Origin of the sequence: Nocardia grenadensis NBRC 108939, assembly GCF_001613445.1 — a bacterium.
Classification (GTDB): Bacteria; Actinomycetota; Actinomycetes; order Mycobacteriales; family Mycobacteriaceae; genus Nocardia; species Nocardia grenadensis.
Map to the genome: position 1 here is coordinate 14,638 of NZ_BDCJ01000044.1, position 17,819 is coordinate 32,456.

At 69.3% G+C, this 17,819-nt stretch carries 13 protein-coding genes; 6 read left to right on the top strand and 7 right to left on the bottom strand.

The features are described 5' to 3' along the window. The first annotated feature begins 106 nt into the window (after window positions 1-106). From NGR01S_RS29200 to NGR01S_RS29215, 4 genes are read left to right on the top strand one after another with little or no spacing between them, the layout of a single operon-like run. A complete protein-coding gene (locus NGR01S_RS29200) occupies window positions 107-1,324 on the top strand; it encodes a hypothetical protein (protein WP_063042586.1) in 1,218 nt (405 codons plus the stop codon). Between the two features lie 12 nt (window positions 1,325-1,336). Continuing rightward, on the top strand, window positions 1,337-2,548 hold the full coding sequence (locus tag NGR01S_RS29205) for an HpcH/HpaI aldolase/citrate lyase family protein (protein ID WP_063042562.1): 1,212 nt from the start codon (window positions 1,337-1,339) through the stop codon (window positions 2,546-2,548). Then, window positions 2,545-4,989: a phosphoribosyltransferase gene (locus tag NGR01S_RS29210; RefSeq protein ID WP_084481805.1), complete on the top strand. Its 2,445-nt coding sequence runs from the start codon at window positions 2,545-2,547 to the stop codon at window positions 4,987-4,989. The genes NGR01S_RS29205 and NGR01S_RS29210 overlap by 4 nt, the downstream gene beginning before the upstream one ends. Continuing rightward, window positions 4,990-5,838: a hypothetical protein gene (locus tag NGR01S_RS29215; RefSeq protein ID WP_063042569.1), complete on the top strand. Its 849-nt coding sequence runs from the start codon at window positions 4,990-4,992 to the stop codon at window positions 5,836-5,838. It begins immediately after the preceding gene. Here the strand turns inward: NGR01S_RS29215 and NGR01S_RS29220 are convergent. From NGR01S_RS29220 to NGR01S_RS29235, 4 genes are all read right to left on the bottom strand, one after another. Then, window positions 5,835-6,800: a DUF389 domain-containing protein gene (locus NGR01S_RS29220; RefSeq protein WP_063042570.1), complete on the bottom strand. Its 966-nt coding sequence runs from the start codon at window positions 6,798-6,800 to the stop codon at window positions 5,835-5,837. The two genes, NGR01S_RS29215 and NGR01S_RS29220, sit on opposite strands and share 4 nt — an antisense overlap. A gap of 75 nt (window positions 6,801-6,875) precedes the next feature. Next, on the bottom strand, window positions 6,876-7,640 hold the full coding sequence (locus tag NGR01S_RS29225; RefSeq protein WP_063042574.1) for an AIM24 family protein: 765 nt from the start codon (window positions 7,638-7,640) through the stop codon (window positions 6,876-6,878). Further along, entirely contained in the window at window positions 7,637-8,329 is a 693-nt protein-coding gene (locus tag NGR01S_RS29230; protein ID WP_063042576.1) for an AIM24 family protein, read from the bottom strand. The genes NGR01S_RS29225 and NGR01S_RS29230 overlap by 4 nt, the downstream gene beginning before the upstream one ends. Window positions 8,330-8,332: 3 nt before the next feature. After that, window positions 8,333-8,956 carry an AIM24 family protein gene (locus tag NGR01S_RS29235; RefSeq protein WP_063042578.1) on the bottom strand — a complete coding sequence of 208 codons (624 nt, stop codon included), beginning with the start codon at window positions 8,954-8,956 and terminating at the stop codon, window positions 8,333-8,335. 493 nt (window positions 8,957-9,449) lie between these two features. On the opposite strand from NGR01S_RS29235, the gene NGR01S_RS29240 reads away from it, so the two are divergent. Both NGR01S_RS29240 and NGR01S_RS29245 read left to right on the top strand, forming a co-directional pair. Then, on the top strand, window positions 9,450-10,799 hold the full coding sequence (locus NGR01S_RS29240) for a TerD family protein (RefSeq protein ID WP_063042580.1): 1,350 nt from the start codon (window positions 9,450-9,452) through the stop codon (window positions 10,797-10,799). A 20-nt stretch (window positions 10,800-10,819) separates the two neighbouring features. Then, window positions 10,820-12,382: a TerD family protein gene (locus NGR01S_RS29245; RefSeq protein WP_063042582.1), complete on the top strand. Its 1,563-nt coding sequence runs from the start codon at window positions 10,820-10,822 to the stop codon at window positions 12,380-12,382. Between the two features lie 74 nt (window positions 12,383-12,456). Here NGR01S_RS29245 and NGR01S_RS31825 read toward each other — a convergent pair whose 3' ends face one another. The 3 genes from NGR01S_RS31825 to NGR01S_RS29260 all read right to left on the bottom strand — a co-directional run bounded on the left by NGR01S_RS31825 (window position 12,457) and on the right by NGR01S_RS29260 (window position 17,740). Continuing rightward, window positions 12,457-13,095: a DUF2510 domain-containing protein gene (locus NGR01S_RS31825; RefSeq protein WP_174551764.1), complete on the bottom strand. Its 639-nt coding sequence runs from the start codon at window positions 13,093-13,095 to the stop codon at window positions 12,457-12,459. Between the two features lie 119 nt (window positions 13,096-13,214). Continuing rightward, window positions 13,215-14,942, bottom strand: a complete 1,728-nt coding sequence (locus NGR01S_RS29255; RefSeq protein WP_245664826.1) for a glycosyltransferase family 87 protein — start codon at window positions 14,940-14,942, stop codon at window positions 13,215-13,217. A 185-nt stretch (window positions 14,943-15,127) separates the two neighbouring features. Continuing rightward, window positions 15,128-17,740, bottom strand: a complete 2,613-nt coding sequence (locus NGR01S_RS29260; protein WP_245664825.1) for a transglycosylase domain-containing protein — start codon at window positions 17,738-17,740, stop codon at window positions 15,128-15,130. Between the last annotated feature and the right edge of the window lie 79 nt (window positions 17,741-17,819).

Here is a 17,819-nt window from a genome sequence, read left to right on the forward strand (position 1 = left end):
TCCGCAGCACTACACGGCCGTCGCGATGTTCGACGGGGTGCGCGCGGAGCCGGGCCGGACGCGATGCGGCGGCGCGCCGGTGGCGGGATCTCATACCATCGGGTCTGTGGCAGGCCGCAGGCGTGGATGGTTCCGGTCGGGGGAGGATCCGTGGTTCGAACAGGCACGGTCGGCGCTGACGACGGCGTTCCTGGATATGGATCGGCGGCAGTCGGCTGCCGAGGCGGCCTCGGCGGCCGCCGAGGAGATTTTTCCGGAACGAGGGCTGGGCCGCCGCTGGGCCTCGGTGCGGGCGGACTGCTATACCGCCGCCGCGGCATATCTGGAGCTCACCGGTGAGCTGGACCGGGACGAGCAGTCCGGGACGCGGCGTCCGGACCGGCAACGTCGGGTGGACGCGGTGATCCGGCAGCTGGGATCTGTCGCACAGCGGGTCGACCGCTTCTATCACGGCGACCGGGCCGCGTTGGAGGAAGCGGTCGCGGTGCATCGGGCGGTGCCGGAACTGGTCGGGCGGGTCACCGCCGATGCGGCTCGGGTGCGCAGACAGGCGGCCGAATCGGAGTACGCCGAGTATCCCTCGGTGGTCGCGGGGGCCGCGGCGGTGGATGAGGCAATGCTCACACTGACCGCGGTGCCGCCGGACGAACGCGGCCGGGCACGGACGGCAGCGAACCGACTGGCTTCCGTTACGGCCGATTTGTCGGAATCCTTGGCTCAGGCTCCTTCTCGCGCCCCGGCCGCGCGCAACGCCATCGCCTCGGTCACCACCCGGCTCGCCGCGGTCCGCACCCGGGCCGAGCGGATCGGACCCGCGCATTCGGCGCTGCTGCGGGAGTTCAATGCTGCAAGTTCGGCGGATCTGGCCGACAATGAGCGGACCAGCGAGCGTCATATCGCCGCCGCGGCTCGAGCCCTCGCCGGGGCCCGCGCCGCCGCGGCCGAGAACACCCCGGAGCAGGCCCTTGAACTGACCACCACCGCGCGCGGCCATCTCGCCGACGCCGAACAACTCGTCGACGCCGTGACCAAGCGGCTGGCCGAGTTACGGGCGGTCCGCGAGGACCCGCGCCAACGCGCCGAGGCCGTACGGTTCCGCCTCCGGGACGCCCAGATGCTTGCGGTGTCACGGGGACTGGTCGCCGAATGGGGCTCGGTACTGGACGCTCAGGTCGAGCGCCTCGACCGGGTCGCCGCGTCGCTCACCGGGCGGCACCCCGACTATTGGGCGTATGTAAACGAACTCGACACCATCACCGAATTCATTGCCGGGGTTGTCGAGCGAATGCGGAAGCAATTACCACCGGGACAACGACGAGGATGAGACGGGGGCTCGATGACCGCAGGCACGGCCGTCCGGCAGGAAATTTCCCTGTACAAGCAGGTACCGCGCCGACACTTCAGGCATTTGCAGGGGCCGGACGCCAGAACGCTGTTCCACCGGCAACCGGAGCCGTTCGACGACTGTGCCGAGCGGGAGATACTTGCGATGGCGCTGGGCGCCACCCTGTACGTACCGGCCACCCGGGCGGATCTGACGGCGACGATCGTGCGCCGGGCCGAGCGCGGGGTGTGCTCGATGGTGATCGATCTCGAGGACGCCGTCGCCGACCATGAGGTCGAGTTCGCGAAACAGCAGACCGTGCGCACCCTCGACGAACTCGCCGCACGGCCGGATCCGAGCCCGATGCTGTTCGTCCGCGTCCGGGACGCCGATACCGTGCCCGAACTGCTCGACCGGTTGGGCGTGGGCACGCAGGTGCTGACGGGTTTCGTGTTCCCCAAGTTCGACAGCTCCTCGGCACCGAAGTACCTCGCGGCGCTGACGGCCGCCGCCGCTCGTACGGGACGGCCGCTCTACGGGATGCCGGTACTCGAATCCGCGGCGCTGGTACACCGGCAGACCAGGGATTCCGAACTCACCCAGATCGCGGCCTGCCTGGCCGAGGTCCGGGAACAAATCCTGGCCGTGCGGATCGGCGCCACCGATATGTGCGCGACCTTCGGTATCCGTCGCGACCGTGACCTGACCATCTACGATGTGCGGGTCATCGCCGATGTGATCGCCGATATCGTGAACTACCTGGGCCGGGCCGACGATACGGGTTTCGTGATCACCGGGCCGGTCTGGGAGTACTTCGCCGATCACGAACGGATGTTCCGGCCGCTGCTGCGCACCGCGCCGTTCGAGGAATCCGACGCGGTACCGTTCCGCAGCTATCTGGTGAGCCGGGATCTGGACGGTCTGCTGCGCGAGATCACGCTGGACCGCGCCAACGGCATCCAGGGCAAAACGGTTATCCATCCCTCGCATGTGGCGGCCGTGCACGCGCTGTCGGTGGTCACGCACGAGGAGTACTCCGATGCCCTCGACATTCTGCAGGTCGAGGTCGGCGGGGTCGCCGCGTCCGGCTACCGCAACAAGATGAACGAGATGCGGCCGCATCGCAATTGGGCGCGCAACACCCTGACCCGGGCCCGGGTCTTCGGGGTGGCCGAGAAAGGGGTGTCCTTCGTGGATCTGCTGTCAGCGCTGGTCACGATATGAGCGACGGGTCCGGCGAGTCGTATTGGGCGGCCCGCGCGCTCGGTATCGAACTGCGGCATCGGGAAGCGTTCCGGTACGGCGACACCCCCGACAGTCTCGCGCCCGAACCGGAGATCGCCGATCTGGTGCAGCCGGGATTGCGCAAGAATCCGCGGCGCGCACATCTGCTGGTCTCCACGGTGCTGGGCAAACACCTGCCGACCGACCCCGTCCGGGTCCGGGACGCGGGTGACCGTCTCGGTGATCTGGTGCGCGCGGTACTCGGCGAACAGGATGCCGTGGTGCTCGGCTTCGCCGAGACCGCGACGGGGCTGGGGCACTGTGTGGCCACCCGGGTCGATGCCGCGTGCTATCTGCATTCGACTCGCCGGGTGGTGCCGGGTGCGGTGACCCTCACCGGGTTCGAGGAGGGGCACTCGCACGCGACCTCGCATCTGTTGCAGCCGATGCCGGGGGACGTGTTCACGCCGGGCCTGCCGCTGGTGCTGGTGGACGACGAGATCTCCACGGGCGCTACCGCGCTGGATGCCATCGAGGCATTGCACGAGTTCACGCCGCGGACACACTATGTGCTGGCCACGCTGGTCGATATGCGCACCGATGCCGACCGCGAGCGGTTCGCCGCGGCGGCCGCCGCACTGGGTGCACGGATCGATACGGTCTGTCTGGCGTCGGGCGCCACGGTGCTGCCCGAGGGATTGGTGGCCACCGTCTCGGAACTGCCCGCAGCCGAACTCAATCCGGTGGCGGGCCGCCGCGGGGTACCGGCGCGGCTGGAACTGCCCTGGCCGCGGGAGGTGCCCGAGGGCGGCCGGCACGGGTTCCTGCGCGCCGATCGGGCCGGGTTCGAACAGGCCACCGCCGTCGCGGGGAAAATGCTGCGCGACCAGCTGGTCACCGAGTACCCCGGGCGCCCGGTGATCGTGCTCGCCCATGAAGAGCTGATGTATCTGCCGCTGTGCCTGGCCGTGGAGATCGCCGAGTCCGGAGTGCCGGTGCGGTACCAGACCACCACGCGTTCCCCGGCGTATGTCCTGGACGAGCCCGGTTATCCACTGCGCCGGGGGTTCCGGTTCCCGGCTCCCGAAGCGAACGAGGAGAAGCCGCGCTACCTCTACAACGCGTGCTGGCCCGACGACCCGGACGCGGACCCGGTGCTGGTGTTCGTGGCCGATTCACCCGCCGACGGTGAGCGGCTCTACACCCCGGGCGGGTTGGTCGATGTCCTGACCGCCGCCGGTTCCGATGTGCTGGTGGCGATCATCCGGGAGGCCGATCCGCGCACGCTGGTCGCCGCGCGCTCGGGTGATTTCGCCGGGCCCGCACCGTTGTTCGGCCCCGAATTCGGTTCCTACGACCGGACCGATGTGGCGTGGCTGCTGAAGGATCTGTCCGGCGCCGACCTGGAGGCCGATACCGCCTCCCGGGAGCAGCGGATCCAGGCCGGAATCGCGCACTACGCCGAATCGCTGCCCATCGAGTACCAGCCCGACGCCGCCTACCGGGAACTGTTCGACCGGGTGCTGGCCGACAGTGCCGAGCGGCTGGCCCTGGCGGTGGGGACGGTGGCCGAACTGGTGGCCGCCGAACGCGGCACCGATATCGTGCTGGCCTCGCTGGCCCGGGCGGGCACCCCCGTCGGCATCCTGATCCGCCGCTGGCTGGCCACCGGGCACGGACAGCGCCCCGCGCTGGATATCCCGCACTACGCGGTGTCGATCGTGCGCGATCGCGGGATCGACACCGTGGCCCTGGACTATCTGGCCCATCGTCACGATCCCGCTTCCGTGGTGTTCGTGGACGGCTGGACCGGCAAGGGCGCCATCACCCGGGAACTGACCGCGGCACTCGACGCGTACCACGCGGCGGGCGGCGCCCGCTTCGACGACGACCTCGCCGTACTCGCCGACCCCGGGCACTGCGTGCGCACCTACGGCACCCGCGACGATTTCCTGATCGCGTCGGCCTGCCTGAATTCCACCGTTTCCGGTCTGGTCTCGCGGACGGTGCTCAACCGGGACCTCATCGGCCCGGGGGATTTCCACGGTGCCAAGTTCTACGCCGAGCTCACCGGCGAGGACGTCTCCGCGCGACTGCTCGATACCGTCGTCGGGGCATTCGAGACGGTCCGGCCGCGGGTGAGCGCACAGGTCGCGGCGGTGCGTGCCGGGGACCGCGCACCCACCTGGGTGGGCTGGGCGTCGGTGGAACGGGTGCGTGCCGAATACGGGATCGACAGCGTGAACTTCGTGAAACCGGGCGTGGGGGAGACCACCCGGGTCCTGCTGCGCCGGGTGCCGTGGCGGGTGCTGGTCCGGAAACCGGACGCACCCGAGCACGCGCATATCCGGCTGCTGGCACAGGACCGGGCGGTACCGGTGGAGGTCGTACCGGACCTGGCGTATTCGTGTATGGGTCTGATCAAGGATGTGCAGCGGTAGATGTCTTCTCCGAAACCACTACTGGTCGCCACGGATCTGGATCGCACCGTGATCTACTCCGCCGCGGCCGCCGGCACCGCCGCCGCGGCGACAGTATGTGTGGAGCATCTCGACGGCTCTCCGCTGTCGTATATGACCGCGGCCGCCGCCGACCGGCTGCGGGAACTGGCTGTCGCGGCGGTGGTGCTACCCACCACCACCCGGACCATCGAACAATTCGGCCGGATACGGCTGCCCGGGGCGCCGTGGCCCTACGCCGTCACCAGCAACGGGGGCAACATCCTGGTCGACGGGGTACCGGATACGCGGTGGCGCCGGGGGATCGAGGCGGCGGTGCGGGCCGGCGGGGCCGGTCTCGCCGAGGTGGAGACGGCGCTGCGGGCCCGGGTCGACGATTCGTGGGTGTTGAAATTCCGCGAGGCCGACGGCCTGTTCTGTTATCTGGTGGTGGACCTCGCCGCGACTCCCCCGGATTTCCTGACCACCTGGGATGCCTGGTGCCGGGAGCGCGGCTGGACGGCGTCGCGGCAGGGTCGCAAGATCTACACGATGCCGGCGGCGGTGTGCAAGAGCCGGGCGGTGGCCGAGGTGCGGGCTCGGCTGGTCGAGTCCGGTGTGCTGGACGCGGCGGCGCCGACGCTGGCCGCCGGGGACGGCGCCCTGGATGCCGAAATGCTCGCCGCGGCCGATCACGCCGTCCGGCCCCGGCACGGTGAACTCGAAGAACTCGGCTGGACCCGCCCGGGCCTGACCGTCACCGCCGCCACCGGAATCGAGGCAGGCGAAGAAATGCTCGGCTGGTTCGGTGCCGCGCTCGCCGGTCCGGTGGTCGCCGGGACGGCGGGTTAGAGCATGCGCCGCCGGGCCCGCGCCTCGGCGCGCGGCCGGCGGGGTGAGACCCGCGACCATACGAGGTCCTGGAGCGCCAGTGTCGCCCAGCCCGCTATCGCCATCCCGGCGAGGTTCACCACCAGTTGCAGGGCGCTGCCCCAGATGGCCGAACCCACGCCGAAGGCGAGTCCCAGCGCGATATTGCCGGCGGCGGGCACCGTGGTCACGGAGATGAACACCCCCACCAACGCACCCGATTTGGCCGAGGTCAGCGACAGTACGCCGGCGGCCGCCGCGATCAAGGCCACGATGAACGACCACTTGTCCGGCGTATAGACGAAGGCGGTTTCCGGCCGGTCCCCGGTCACGGCGTCGACGGTGACCCAGCCCAGCATCCGTCCGACCACGACCAGCGCGAAAGTGACCGCGATAGCGATCGCGAAACCCAGTGCCAGGGTGGCCAGCGCACGCCCGAACAGCGCGAACCGCCGTCGCACCAGGGCGACCCCCAGCGCGGCGATCGCGCCGAACTCCGGACCCAGCACCATCGCCCCGATGATGAGGATCTGCGAATCGACCACGATCGCGATACCGGCCAGCACCGTCGCCAGCGTCATGAAACTGAGGTAGGTCCAGTTGAACTCGGTGTCCTCATAGGACCGCTGGGTCACATCCGCCCAGATCACCGCATCCGCACTGTATCCCGGGGTGCGTATCTCGGTGAGGTACCCCGACAGCGACATCCACGTGGGCACCGGTTGCAGTTCGATACTCCCGCGGTGGTGCAGCCCGGTGGCCCGCAACCGTTCGAGGACCTCGTTGGCGGCCTCCCGGGCCAGGTCGGCCAGCACCACATCGCCCTCGGGCCGTATCGCGCCGCCGCGCAGAACCGCCAGCCCGCTGACGGCCGTATCGGATTCCAGAATGCGCACCACCTCGTCGGTCAGCGCGGCGGGCGACATTATCCGCAGATGCAGCATGGGGCCAAGTGTGCTTGGTCGGCGGCGCGGTTGCCGGTCCGCCGATGACCGCGCCGTGTCGCGCGGGCCCGGTGCTCAGTATCCCTGCTGCCGGCCGGCGAGCTGCTGGGCGATGACACCCTGCAGCCGTTGCAGGCCCGGCACGGTGATCCCGCTCTGTAGTTGCCCCTCGATGGTGCGGATGAGGGTGGCGTCGCTGAGGACCTTCTCGCTCGACTGGATGAGAACGGTTCCGGCGCCGGTGAAATCGAACTGGCGTTCCTCACCGGAGGTCACACCGAGCGCGGACGCCCCGGCGGCCAGATACCCCGACACCCACCGCTGATCGTAGTGATGGCTGGGCGACGGGCAATCCGCCCAGCCCACCAGCGATTCCGGGTCCACCCGCAGCGGCGGTTCGGCGAAGATCACCGGCCCGTTCGAGGACGCCAGGAACTTCCCGGTGCCGATCAGCGTCAGGAAACCGGGCACGATCGATTGGTTCAGCGCCAGCCCGGGCTCGAAGGCCAGCAGGTTCGCCGCGCGGATGGTGAGGTTGCCGTCGTCGAGATCGTAGGAGTTGATGTCGTAGCCGCGGTCGCCGATCAGCAGTTTGCCCTGCCCTTCGGCCACCACGTAGTCGCCGGTGAACAGCGGGGCCGAGAACTGGTTGGCCACCATGTGCAGGAGCTGGCCCTGCAGGCCGTGGGTGAGGGCCTGGAACCGCATCTGCCCGTAGTAGGCGATCATCGCGCCCTTGCGCATGAACCACGGCTTGTTCAGATCGATGCAGTACGCGTAGCTGTTGCCGGGGATGTTGTCGCTTTCCCCGAGGTTCATCGGGTTGAGGATCTCGCTCACAGTTTCTCCTCGGATGCCTGTACGTACACCAGACCCTGGCCCGCGCACTGCAGTTGCATGGCCTCGCCGGATCCGCGTCCCACCGCGTCACGCCAGCTCACCGCGGCCTTCAGATCGGTGTGCACGTTCCCGTAGGAGGCGATGAACGCCTGCGGATCGACCACCACCGGATTCGGCCCGCCCACCTGCAGTTCGAGGAAACCACCATGGGCCAGCAGCACGGCGCTGCCCTGCCCGGACAGCTGGGTGGTGAACATGCCCTGACCGGTGAGCGCACCGGACGCGGCACCGCGCAGGGCACCCATCAGGCCACCGCCGCCTCCGCCGCCGGAACTCGCCACCGACACCACCGAGGTCTGCAGGCCGGCGGTGTAGGCGAGCAGCCGGGACGCCTCCACCTGCAGTACCGCACCCGGCTGTACGTGGACCACCTGCACTTCCAAACCGGCGAAACCGTAATGGACGCTGCCGCTACCCTGCGCGAGCATGGTGCGCTGGTGTTCGCCGGCCATCATCTGCCCGGCCATCCGGAGCAGTCCGCCGCCACCCATCCCGGCGCCGCCCGGTATCTCGTGCGGCGCGAAAGACACATCGCCGGTGTAGAAGAGCATGCCGCCGGCCCGGGCGACCACGCCGCCCGCCGTGGCGATATCGACGGCGACGACCTTGGAATTGATCTGCTCGAACATGACCTACCGTTCCGCCGGTTGGATCGAGACCACGCCCTGCCCGTCCCAGCGCAGCGAGAACGCCTCGCCACCACCCTGCCCCAGCGCCGCACGCCAGGAGACATCGGTGACGAAGGACTGGTTGAGATCGCCGCGGGCGGCGACGAACGCGTCGGGGTCCACCACCAGGGGGAACTGTGGTGATACCTCCAAATGGATGAGCGGCCCGCCCGCCGACAGCAGGGCGACCTGCCCCTGGCCGCCGACCGTGGTGGTGAACAGCCCCTGACCGCTGGAGGCCCCACGTACACCGGCGAATCGCACATCGGTGCGCAGATTCCCGGCGAAGGCCAGTAACTGCTGCGATTCGACCTGCAGGGTCTCGTTGTTCAGGTTCACCACCGAGACGTACTGGCCGTTGACCGCCAGGAACACCCGGCCCTGGCCACTGCATTCCATCAGCGAGAGCTTCTCGCCGGTGGCGCGGCGTTTCATCCCGGCCAGCACCCCGTCCCCGCCGCCGAACCCGGCCGATTTGAACTGCACGGCGCCCTCGTAGGCGACCATCGAGCCGGAGATGGCGCGGATACTGGTATTCGCCAGGTGTACCTCGATCACCTTCTTCGACTGTTCGAAGAGTTGTGCCATGGAGAGTCGCCTGTTCTCGCCGCCCCGGAGCCCGGCCCACTGCCGGTGCTCATCCGTCGCCGTCACCTTAATCGTCGCAGGTCGACCCAGTCCATGCCCGGCCATACCATTCGTCCACTCCGGATGGTCGACGTCCGTGGTCGGGGCCCGCCCCCGGTTCTGGAGCGACAGAGTCAAGGAGCGCAGCGACTGAGCGTGTGGAGCAGACAGTCCAGAGACCGGTGACCATTGAGCACTTACAGTGATGTGAGCCTCTCCAGGCCGGTCGAGGTTCACGACAGCCTGCACCTTCTGTCTATTCCAGGTGGTCTATCTCAGTGGTCGGGGCCCGCCCCCGATTCTGGACCGACGGAGCGAAGGAGCGCAGCGACTGAGCGCAGGAGGGAAGAATCGGGGTCACAGGGCCCCGGCCCTGCGACGCCGGAGGCGGCGCCATGAATGCGAGCATCTCGTACAGTGGCATCCATACGCACCGACAAGCGAAGGGTCTGACTTGTCCGCAACACTCGCCAAAGGCCAGAACGGTCCACTGGCCACGAACGACGTGGTGGTCTCCATCCAGTTGGCGGCTCCGGCCGATCTGTCCGCCCTATTGGTCACCGAGCAGGGCAAAGTCAGGTCCGACGCGGATTTCGTCTTCTACAATCAGCCCAGCGGTCCGGGTGTGAACCTGCGCCCGGGTCCGGCCGGGCAGCCCGCGTCGCTCGCGGTGAACCTCGGCGCGGTCCCCGCCGATATCGCGCAGGTCCGCGCGGTCATCACCCTCGACGACGCGAACGCCAACTTCGGGCAGTTCGCGGCCCCGGTCGCCTATGTCTCGGATCAGTCCGGCGCGCAGCTGTTCGAGTACCGGATCGACGGACTGGCCACCGAATCCATCGTGATCGCACTCGAGCTCTACCGGCGCCAGGGCGCGTGGAAGGTGCGGGCGGTCGGGCAGGGCTACGCGGGCGGTTTCGCCGCGCTGGTCACCGACCACGGTGTCACGGTGGACGATTCCCCGGCCGAACCGCAGACCGCGGCCCCGGCCGCCGCGCCGCCGCCTCCGCCGCCGGTGCAGCAGACCGCGCCGGTGCCACCGCCCACCCAGCAGGCCTACCCGACCCAGCAGCCACCGCCTGCTCCGCCCTATCCGCCGCAGGGGGGCGGCTATCCGCCGCAGGGGGGCGGCTACCCGCCGCCGCCCGGGCCCGGTTACCCGCAGCAGCCCGCTCCGGCGGCGTCCACCCAGCAGCATCCCGGCGAGATCAGTCTGAGCAAGACCGGTCCGGTGAGCCTGCAGAAGGGACAGCGCGTCAGCCTCCGCAAGGAGGACGGCGCGGCGCTCACCTTCGTCAAGATGGGCCTGGGCTGGGATCCGGTCCAGCAGCGCGGCCTGTTCGGCAGCCGGACGGTGGATATCGACCTCGACGCCTCGGTGGTGATGTTCGCCGATATGAACCCGGTGGATGTCGCCTACTACGGGCAGCTGACCTCCAAGGACGGTTCGATCCGGCATCAGGGCGACAACCTCACCGGTGAGGGCGCGGGCGACGACGAGGTGATTCTGGTCGACCTCACCCGGATCCCGGCCCATGTCAACAACCTGATCTTCGTCGTGACCTCGTACAAGGGGCATACGTTCGGCCAGGTGCAGAACGCCTTCTGCCGGTTGGTCGACGGCGCCAACAACGCTGAGCTGGCCCGCTACTCGCTCACCGGCGGCACGCCGACCACCGCCATGGCGATGGTGAAGCTCTTCCGGGTCGGCAACGACTGGAAGATGCAGGCCATCGGTGAGGGTTTCAACGCCAAACATCCCGGTGAGGCGATTCCCCAGCTGGGCCGGTTCCTGGCGGTATGAGTGGTGTCGGGGGACAGGCGATGAAGCAGTTGCAGGCGGGGCAGAACATCCCACTGGGCGGCGGGTTCACCCGCTTCCGGGTGAATGCCGCCGTGCCGCTGACGGTTTCGGCGCTGGTGGTGGCCGCGGACCTGCGGGTCGGTTCGGCGGCCGATGTGCTGGTGTCCGAACGTCCGGCCGGCCCGGGGGTCCGGGTCGAGGACGCGGCTGTCGTCGTCACGCCGGCCGAGGTACGCGCGGATGCCCAGGCGGTGCTGCTGGTGGCCGCCGCGCAGAGCGGGCTCGGCGTGGTGACCGCGTCGCTGACGGAGAACGATGCCGCGGTGGCCGAGTTCGTGATCGCCCCGCAGGCCGGCGAAACCGCCCTGATCTGTTTCGAACTCTACCGTCGCGGTGCGAGCTGGAAGCTGCGCGCGGTAGGTCAGGGGTACGCGGGCGGGATCGGTGAACTGCTTCGCGCACACGGCGCCGACGGTTTCGCCGCCACGCCGGCCGCGGCGGCCGCGCCCACCGTGCTCGACGCGGCGGTGGCCGCTTCCGTCGCAGCGACCGCTGTGCCGGGTACGCCGGCCGAAATTCCGCCCCTGGAGGTCGGGCACGGGCTGGAACGCCTGTGGATGATCTTCGAGGACGCCGCCCGTTCGGCCGCCGCCCTGGAATCGGCGCGCGGTTACGCGGCCGAACGGCTCGACCAGGAACTGTCGGCCGCGGTCTCCGATCCGGCCACCCGCAACACTCCGGCCGCCGACACCGCGCGGGCGGCCGCCCAGCGGCGGCACGACGAGCTCACGGCGACCGCCGAGCACAATCACCGGCGCGACAGCACCCAGCTGCTGCGCGAACTGCACGAGGCGGATGCGGTGCTGCCCGCGGCGCTGGCCTCGTGGGAATCCCCGGCCTGGGACCGTCCGGCCGCTCCGGCGGACGGTATCCGGCTCGGTGAGCTCTACGCGCTGGACCGGGGCGCGCTGCGCGTTCCCTACTGTGTGCCCGTCCCACTGAATCGTCCACTGTGGGTGGACGCCGAATCCTCGGCGGCCGTCGCACCGGTGGTCGGCGCCCTGCTCGCCCGGTTGATGCGGGCCGCGCCGGGCCGCCGGACCCTGGTCGACATCATCGATCTCACCGGCGCGTTCACCGGTTTCACCGGGATGCTGGCGCCGGTGGCGGCCGGACCGCCGATCACCGATCACTCCGATATCTCACCGCGCTTACAGCAACTCGTGGACGCCGCCGAACTGGCGGAGATGGCCTACAACTCCGGGCAGGCGACGCCGCCGGCCGAGCACCGCATCCTGCTCGCGGCGGATTTCCCGCACGGATACCAGGCCGCGGACGCACAGCGGCTGGTGGCGTTGCTGGCCCGCGGGGATCTGATCGGACTGTCGACCATCATCGTCGGCGCGAACGAGTCCGAGTCGGGGGACAGCGCGGTGGCCGCGCTGTCCCGTGCCTGCCGCCATCTGCCGACCGTCACCGGCACCCCGCTCTTCGATCCGTGGACCGGTAACGCCTGGCAGCTGGACCTGGATCTGCTACCGCACGAACCCGAACAGCGGGCGCGAATCCTGCGGGCGGGTTGAGTCGGAGCCGGCCGACGCGCCGGCCGATCGGGCGAAGACCATGTCGTTTCCCGATGATGTTCTCGGTTCGGTGATCAGTCGGTCAGGTCGATCACACAGCTGTCCACGGCGATGACGATCGGATCGCCCGGGGATATCCCGAGTTCGTCACTCGCGCGCGGGAAGTCCGTTTGATTGCGGGCGCCTCCCGACGAGGAGTACACGGCGCCGTCCCGCACGATCCAGACATCCGAGCGGGCGTCCATATCGCCGAAGGCATCGAGCGTGGTCGCACCGAAATATGTCGTGCCGTTCTCGTCGATCACTGTGCCGTTGGCCAGCTTGTGCCCGTCGGTCGTGAGACCGGCGGCGACCAGGGCGACGAGTTCGTCGCTCGCCGGGGCGCACCGCGGGTCGGAGTAGGCCGGCGTGGCCGCGGGTAACGGCGATGCGGTTGTGGGTGCCGAGGTCGCGACCGTGGGGATTTCCGAGGGCGCTGCCGGGCTGCTGTCCTGCTCGGCGGGCGCCGGAGCCACCGGCGCCGGCGGCGTTACCACCTCGGTGGTGGTTCGGACAGGTGCCGCTTCATCGGTTGCCTTGTCGTCACCGCCGATCAGGTAACCGATGATGCCGAGTAGCACGAACGCGCCGAGACCGATCCCGGCCACGAGCAGTATGTTCCGGTTCGCTCGTCCGCGCCGGGCGAAATTGTCGTGCTGCTGTCGATCATCCACCGATATCCCCTGACTGGTTGCGGTGGCGCGAAGAGACGCCGCCAGTGATCCCGAACGTGCATCGCCGCGCGAGCGTCGCGTGTTTCATCGGACCGCACCGCGGGCTCGACGGGCCCGGCTCAGCCCAGGCGCGCGGGCGGTCGGAACTCCCGGGCCGCCTCCACCGGTGTCGCGGTGGTCGCGGTGTCGCGCTTACCGTTCCGCTTCGCGGCCATCGCACCGGTCCAATGAGTGCCCAGGGAGATCCGGGGGCGCAGCACCTCCGGGAGCCACGGCAGCAGTGGATCCGGGGCGCGGTCGACCACCCCGCCGACCGGATCGTCCAGATATTCGTGGCGCACCAGATCGTGTTCGGGCCGGTAGATCTGCCGGACGATCAGCACACACAGTCCGATCACCGCGAGGTCGCGCAGCAGCACCGTCGCGGTGAACCACTGTTCCGGCAGACCCTTACGATCCTCGCCGAGGTAGTAGAACATGCGTGGCACCCAGACCAGTGCGTCGATCGTCATCCACGCCAGCAGGAGCCGCCGGTGCGGCAGAGCCAGGACCGCGATCGGCACCAGCCACAGCGAGTACTGCGGACTCCACACCTTGTTCGTCAACAGGAACGCGGCGATGACCAGGAAGCACAGCTGGGCCAGCCGGGGCCGGCGCGGGGCGGTCAGGCCGATATAGGCGATACCGAGACAGGCCGCGACGAACAGCAGCAGCGAGATCAGATTGAGGAATGTGGGCGGTTCGCCGTGCCGCAGCACACCGTCGAAACCCGACCAGTCGGTGAACGACATCACCACGTTGTAGAGTGAATCGGGATCGGCGTGCCGGGTGGTGTTGAGCCGGAAGAATTCCCGCCAGCCGTCCGGGTACAGCAGCGCGATCGGCAGATTCACCAGGAGCCAGGTGCTGGCGGCGCCGACGCCGGTCAGCGCGGCCGCGCCGAGCGGGCGGGTACCCAGCAACCGGATCCGTGCCGGCACTTCTTCCAGCCAACTGCGCAGCCCCGCGGCACTGTCGATATCGCGCAACCGTGTCGCCTGATGCGAGCGGGGTGTGCGCTGCATCGGATCGGCGCGCAGGCACAGCACCACGATCGGGCCCAGCAGCAGCAGGGGGTACAGCTTGGCCGCACCACCCAGCCCCAGCAGTACACCGGCCAGCAGCGGCCGGCGGCGGGCCCATGCCAGCAGCCCCAGTGCGGCGAAGGCGGTCGCGAGGAAATCGAAATTGGTGAAGGCGTGCACGATCACCAACGGTGAGCACGCCACCAGCGCCGCGTCCCATACCCGGCGGCCGGACAGCAGCGCGGTCGCCCAAATGGTGACGAGCCAGGCGACCGAGAGACCCAGGGCCACCACATTGAAGTACAGCACCACCTGCAGTGCCCCCGGCAGCGGACTGGCGTCCCAGCTCTTGGCCACCAGCATGGAAACGTACTGGTACATGCCCGACAGCACTGGATACTCCATATGCCGGACCTCGGTGCCGCCGCCGGGTGTTTCCTCCACCCAGGACTTCTTGTACGGGAACGCGCCCTCGTTGAGGCGCTCGGCGCCGTACAGCGGCACCGTGTCCGAATAGCACATGGCCGTGTACTGACGGCCGTTGTTCCAGTCGAGGCTGAGCAGTCCGTCGGTGGTGGTGGTCTGCTGGATACATCCGGCCTTGGCGAACCAGCCGAACGCCAGGAAGATCACGGTGAATGCCAGTAGCACCCGCATCGGGGTCCAGAACCGTGCGCGCCCGATCAGCGCGTGATCGCCGACCGGACCGCCCACGACCGTGCACAGCTGGGCGGTCATGGAATCGTTGTGGCTCGGTTTGTCGCGCGTGTCCGCCGAACGCAGATCTCGGGCGAGCGGAGCGGGCGAATCGTAACCGGCTGTGGCGGCCCGACCGGTTCGCCCGTTTCCGGGGCCTACACCGTCGTCCGGCCCACCCACCAGTCGCTGCTCGCTCACGGCACCCGAGGTTACCTGTTACCGGGGTCCCGGCCCGGACCGAGCCGGGACTCCCGGACAGTGTTGCGGGTTTATCCGCCCGAGTCCGGACGGCTGTCGCCGCCGGGATCCCCGCTGTCTCCGCTGTCCCCGCCGGTGTCGGTGCCGCCGCCGGCGTCGGGCGCCTGGGTGACCGTGGGGGCCGTACTGGTCTGTCCGGCGGTGGGCTGCCCGGGTAGCGGACCCGGCCCGTTGCCCTGCGGCTGGTTCTGCGGTTGCTGCTGGCTACGCGGGTTGGGTGCCACCCCGGGCACCGGGATGGTGATCCCGGGCAGGATCTCGACCTGGCTCGGCTGGATCACCACCGGGGGCTCGAAGGTCGGGTTGGTGGTGGACGGCGCGGTGTACGGGGCCGTCCACTTCGGCACACCGGCCTGGCCCTTGATCGGCGCGGGTTTGGGGAACTTCTCGATGGGGGTGCCTTCGAGGGCACCGTCCATCGTGCTTTTCCAGATATCGGACGCCAGGCCGGACCCGTAGATCATCGCGCCACCGTAGTTGCGCAGTGGCGAGTTGTCGGTGGTGCCGACCCACACCGCGGTGGACAGAGACGGCGTGTAACCCACCATCCACACGTCCTTGTTCTCGCCGGTGTCGCCCAGCTGGGCGGTACCGGTCTTGGCTGCCGACGGGCGACCTCCGGCGAGCCCGTGATTGCGGGAGTACGCGGCGATCGGTTCCATGGCCGCCGTGACATTGTCGGCGACGGCCTCGGAGACCCGCCGCTCGCCGGCCACATCGCCGCGGTCGAGCAGCACGGTACCGTCCGCGGATACGACCTTGCTCACGAAATGCGGTTTGTGGTACATACCCGATGCCGCCAGCGTCGCGTAGGCCGACGCCATGTCCAGCGGCCTGGCCTGGTACTGGCCCAGCACGATGCCGTTGTTCGGGCCGGCGCCGCCGGGTTCTGTCAATGTGGGGCCGACTCCCGGGAGCTCCTTCGGAATCCCCAGTTTGTGACCCATATCGGCGATCTTCTGCGGACCGTTCTGCATTTCCAGCTGCATCCGGTAGAAGCTTGTGTTCAGCGACCGTTTGAGGGCCTCGGCGATCGTGCAGACCCCGCACTGCTCGCCTTCGACGTTGGTGATCTCGATACCGTTCACCGTAATCGGCGAGCTGTCGTACATCTGGGACAGCGGAATACCGCTCTCCAGGTTCTGCGCCAGGCCGACCACCTTGAACGAGGAACCGGTCTGCAGGGCGGCGTTGGCGAAGTCGTAGCCGTAGCCGTCCTCACCGCCGTAGTAGGCGCGTACCGCACCGGTTTTCGGATCGATCGAGGCCACCGCGGTGCGCAACTTGTCCGGTTCGCCCTCGAGGTTCTTGCGGGCGGCGTCGACGGCGGCCCGCTGCGCCCTGGCATCGATGGTCGTGGTGATCTCCAGTCCGGAGGTGTTCAGCTGTTGTTCGCTGATCCCCGCTTCCGAGAGTTCCCGCAGCACCTGCGCTTTGACATGGCCCTCCGGCCCCGCGGCCTCGGTCGTCTCCCCGGCCTTCGCCGACGACACCACCTCCGGGTAGGCCAGCCCGGTACGTTCGCCGCGGTCGAGATTGCCGCCGGCGACCATACCGTCGAGGACGTAGTTCCAGCGGGTCTTGGCGCCGTCCGGATTCGACTCGGGATCCAGCAGCGAGGGCAGCTGAATGGTCGCGGCCAGTACCGCACCCTCGGCCAGGCTGAGTTCCTGCACCGGCTTGTCGAAATACGCCTTGGCCGCGGCATTGATGCCGTAGGCGCCGCGTCCGAAGTAGATGGTGTTCAGGTAGGCGGTGAGGATCTCGTCCTTGCTCCACTGCCGGGCCATCTTCGCCGAGATCACCAGCTCGTGCAGCTTACGGGTGAGGCTGTGTTCGTCGCCGACCAGCGCGTTCTTCACGTACTGCTGGGTGATTGTCGAACCACCACCGGCGCTTTCGCGTCCGAGCACATTGTCGCGGGCGGCGCGGGCGAAACCGGAGATGGAGAAACCGGGGTTGCTGTAGAAATCCCGGTCCTCGGCGGCGATCACCGCGTTGCGGACATGCGGCGGAATCTGATCGATCGTCACATCGGTGCGGTTGCCCTCCGGCGGCACCACGCGGGTGATCTCGGTTTCGCCGTCCGACGCGAGAATCGTTGCGACCTGGTTGGTCTTGAGGTCACCGGGTTCGGGCACCGACACCGTGGAATAGGCGACCAGGAAGACCGTGCTCGGCACCACGATGGCCAGTGCGACCAGAACGTAGGCGATCCGGCGGGCGATCTTCCACCGGTTCTTGCGTTTCTGGGCGGGTCCGCGGCCGTCGGGGCCGCCGGGACCGCCCGAACGGCCGCCGGGCCGGCGCGGCGGCGGACCGCCCGCGGCTCCGGAGCGGGACGGCCGGCCCTCCGGTCCGTCTGCCCGGCGCTCGCCGGTGTTCGGACCCGGACGACCCGTGACGGGGCGCGGGCCGGTTGTGGTGCGTTCGCGGCGGGTGGTTTCGGTGGGCGCACCCGGCTGCGCCATCTTCGCGGTGCCCTGCTCACCGCGCGGCGCGCCCGGTTCCCCGGGGCGGCCCATGCGCTGGGTGGGCTGGTTCGGCGGCTGACCCTGCGGCGGGCGTCCGGGCGGCGGGCCGGGACGCTGCGGCGGTTGCGGGCCTCGCGCGGCGCCGGGCATCCCACCGGTGTTCGGTCCCGGCCGGCGACCCTCGGGTCCGGGCCGGGGACCCGGCGGCCGTCCCGTGCCACCCGGTCCG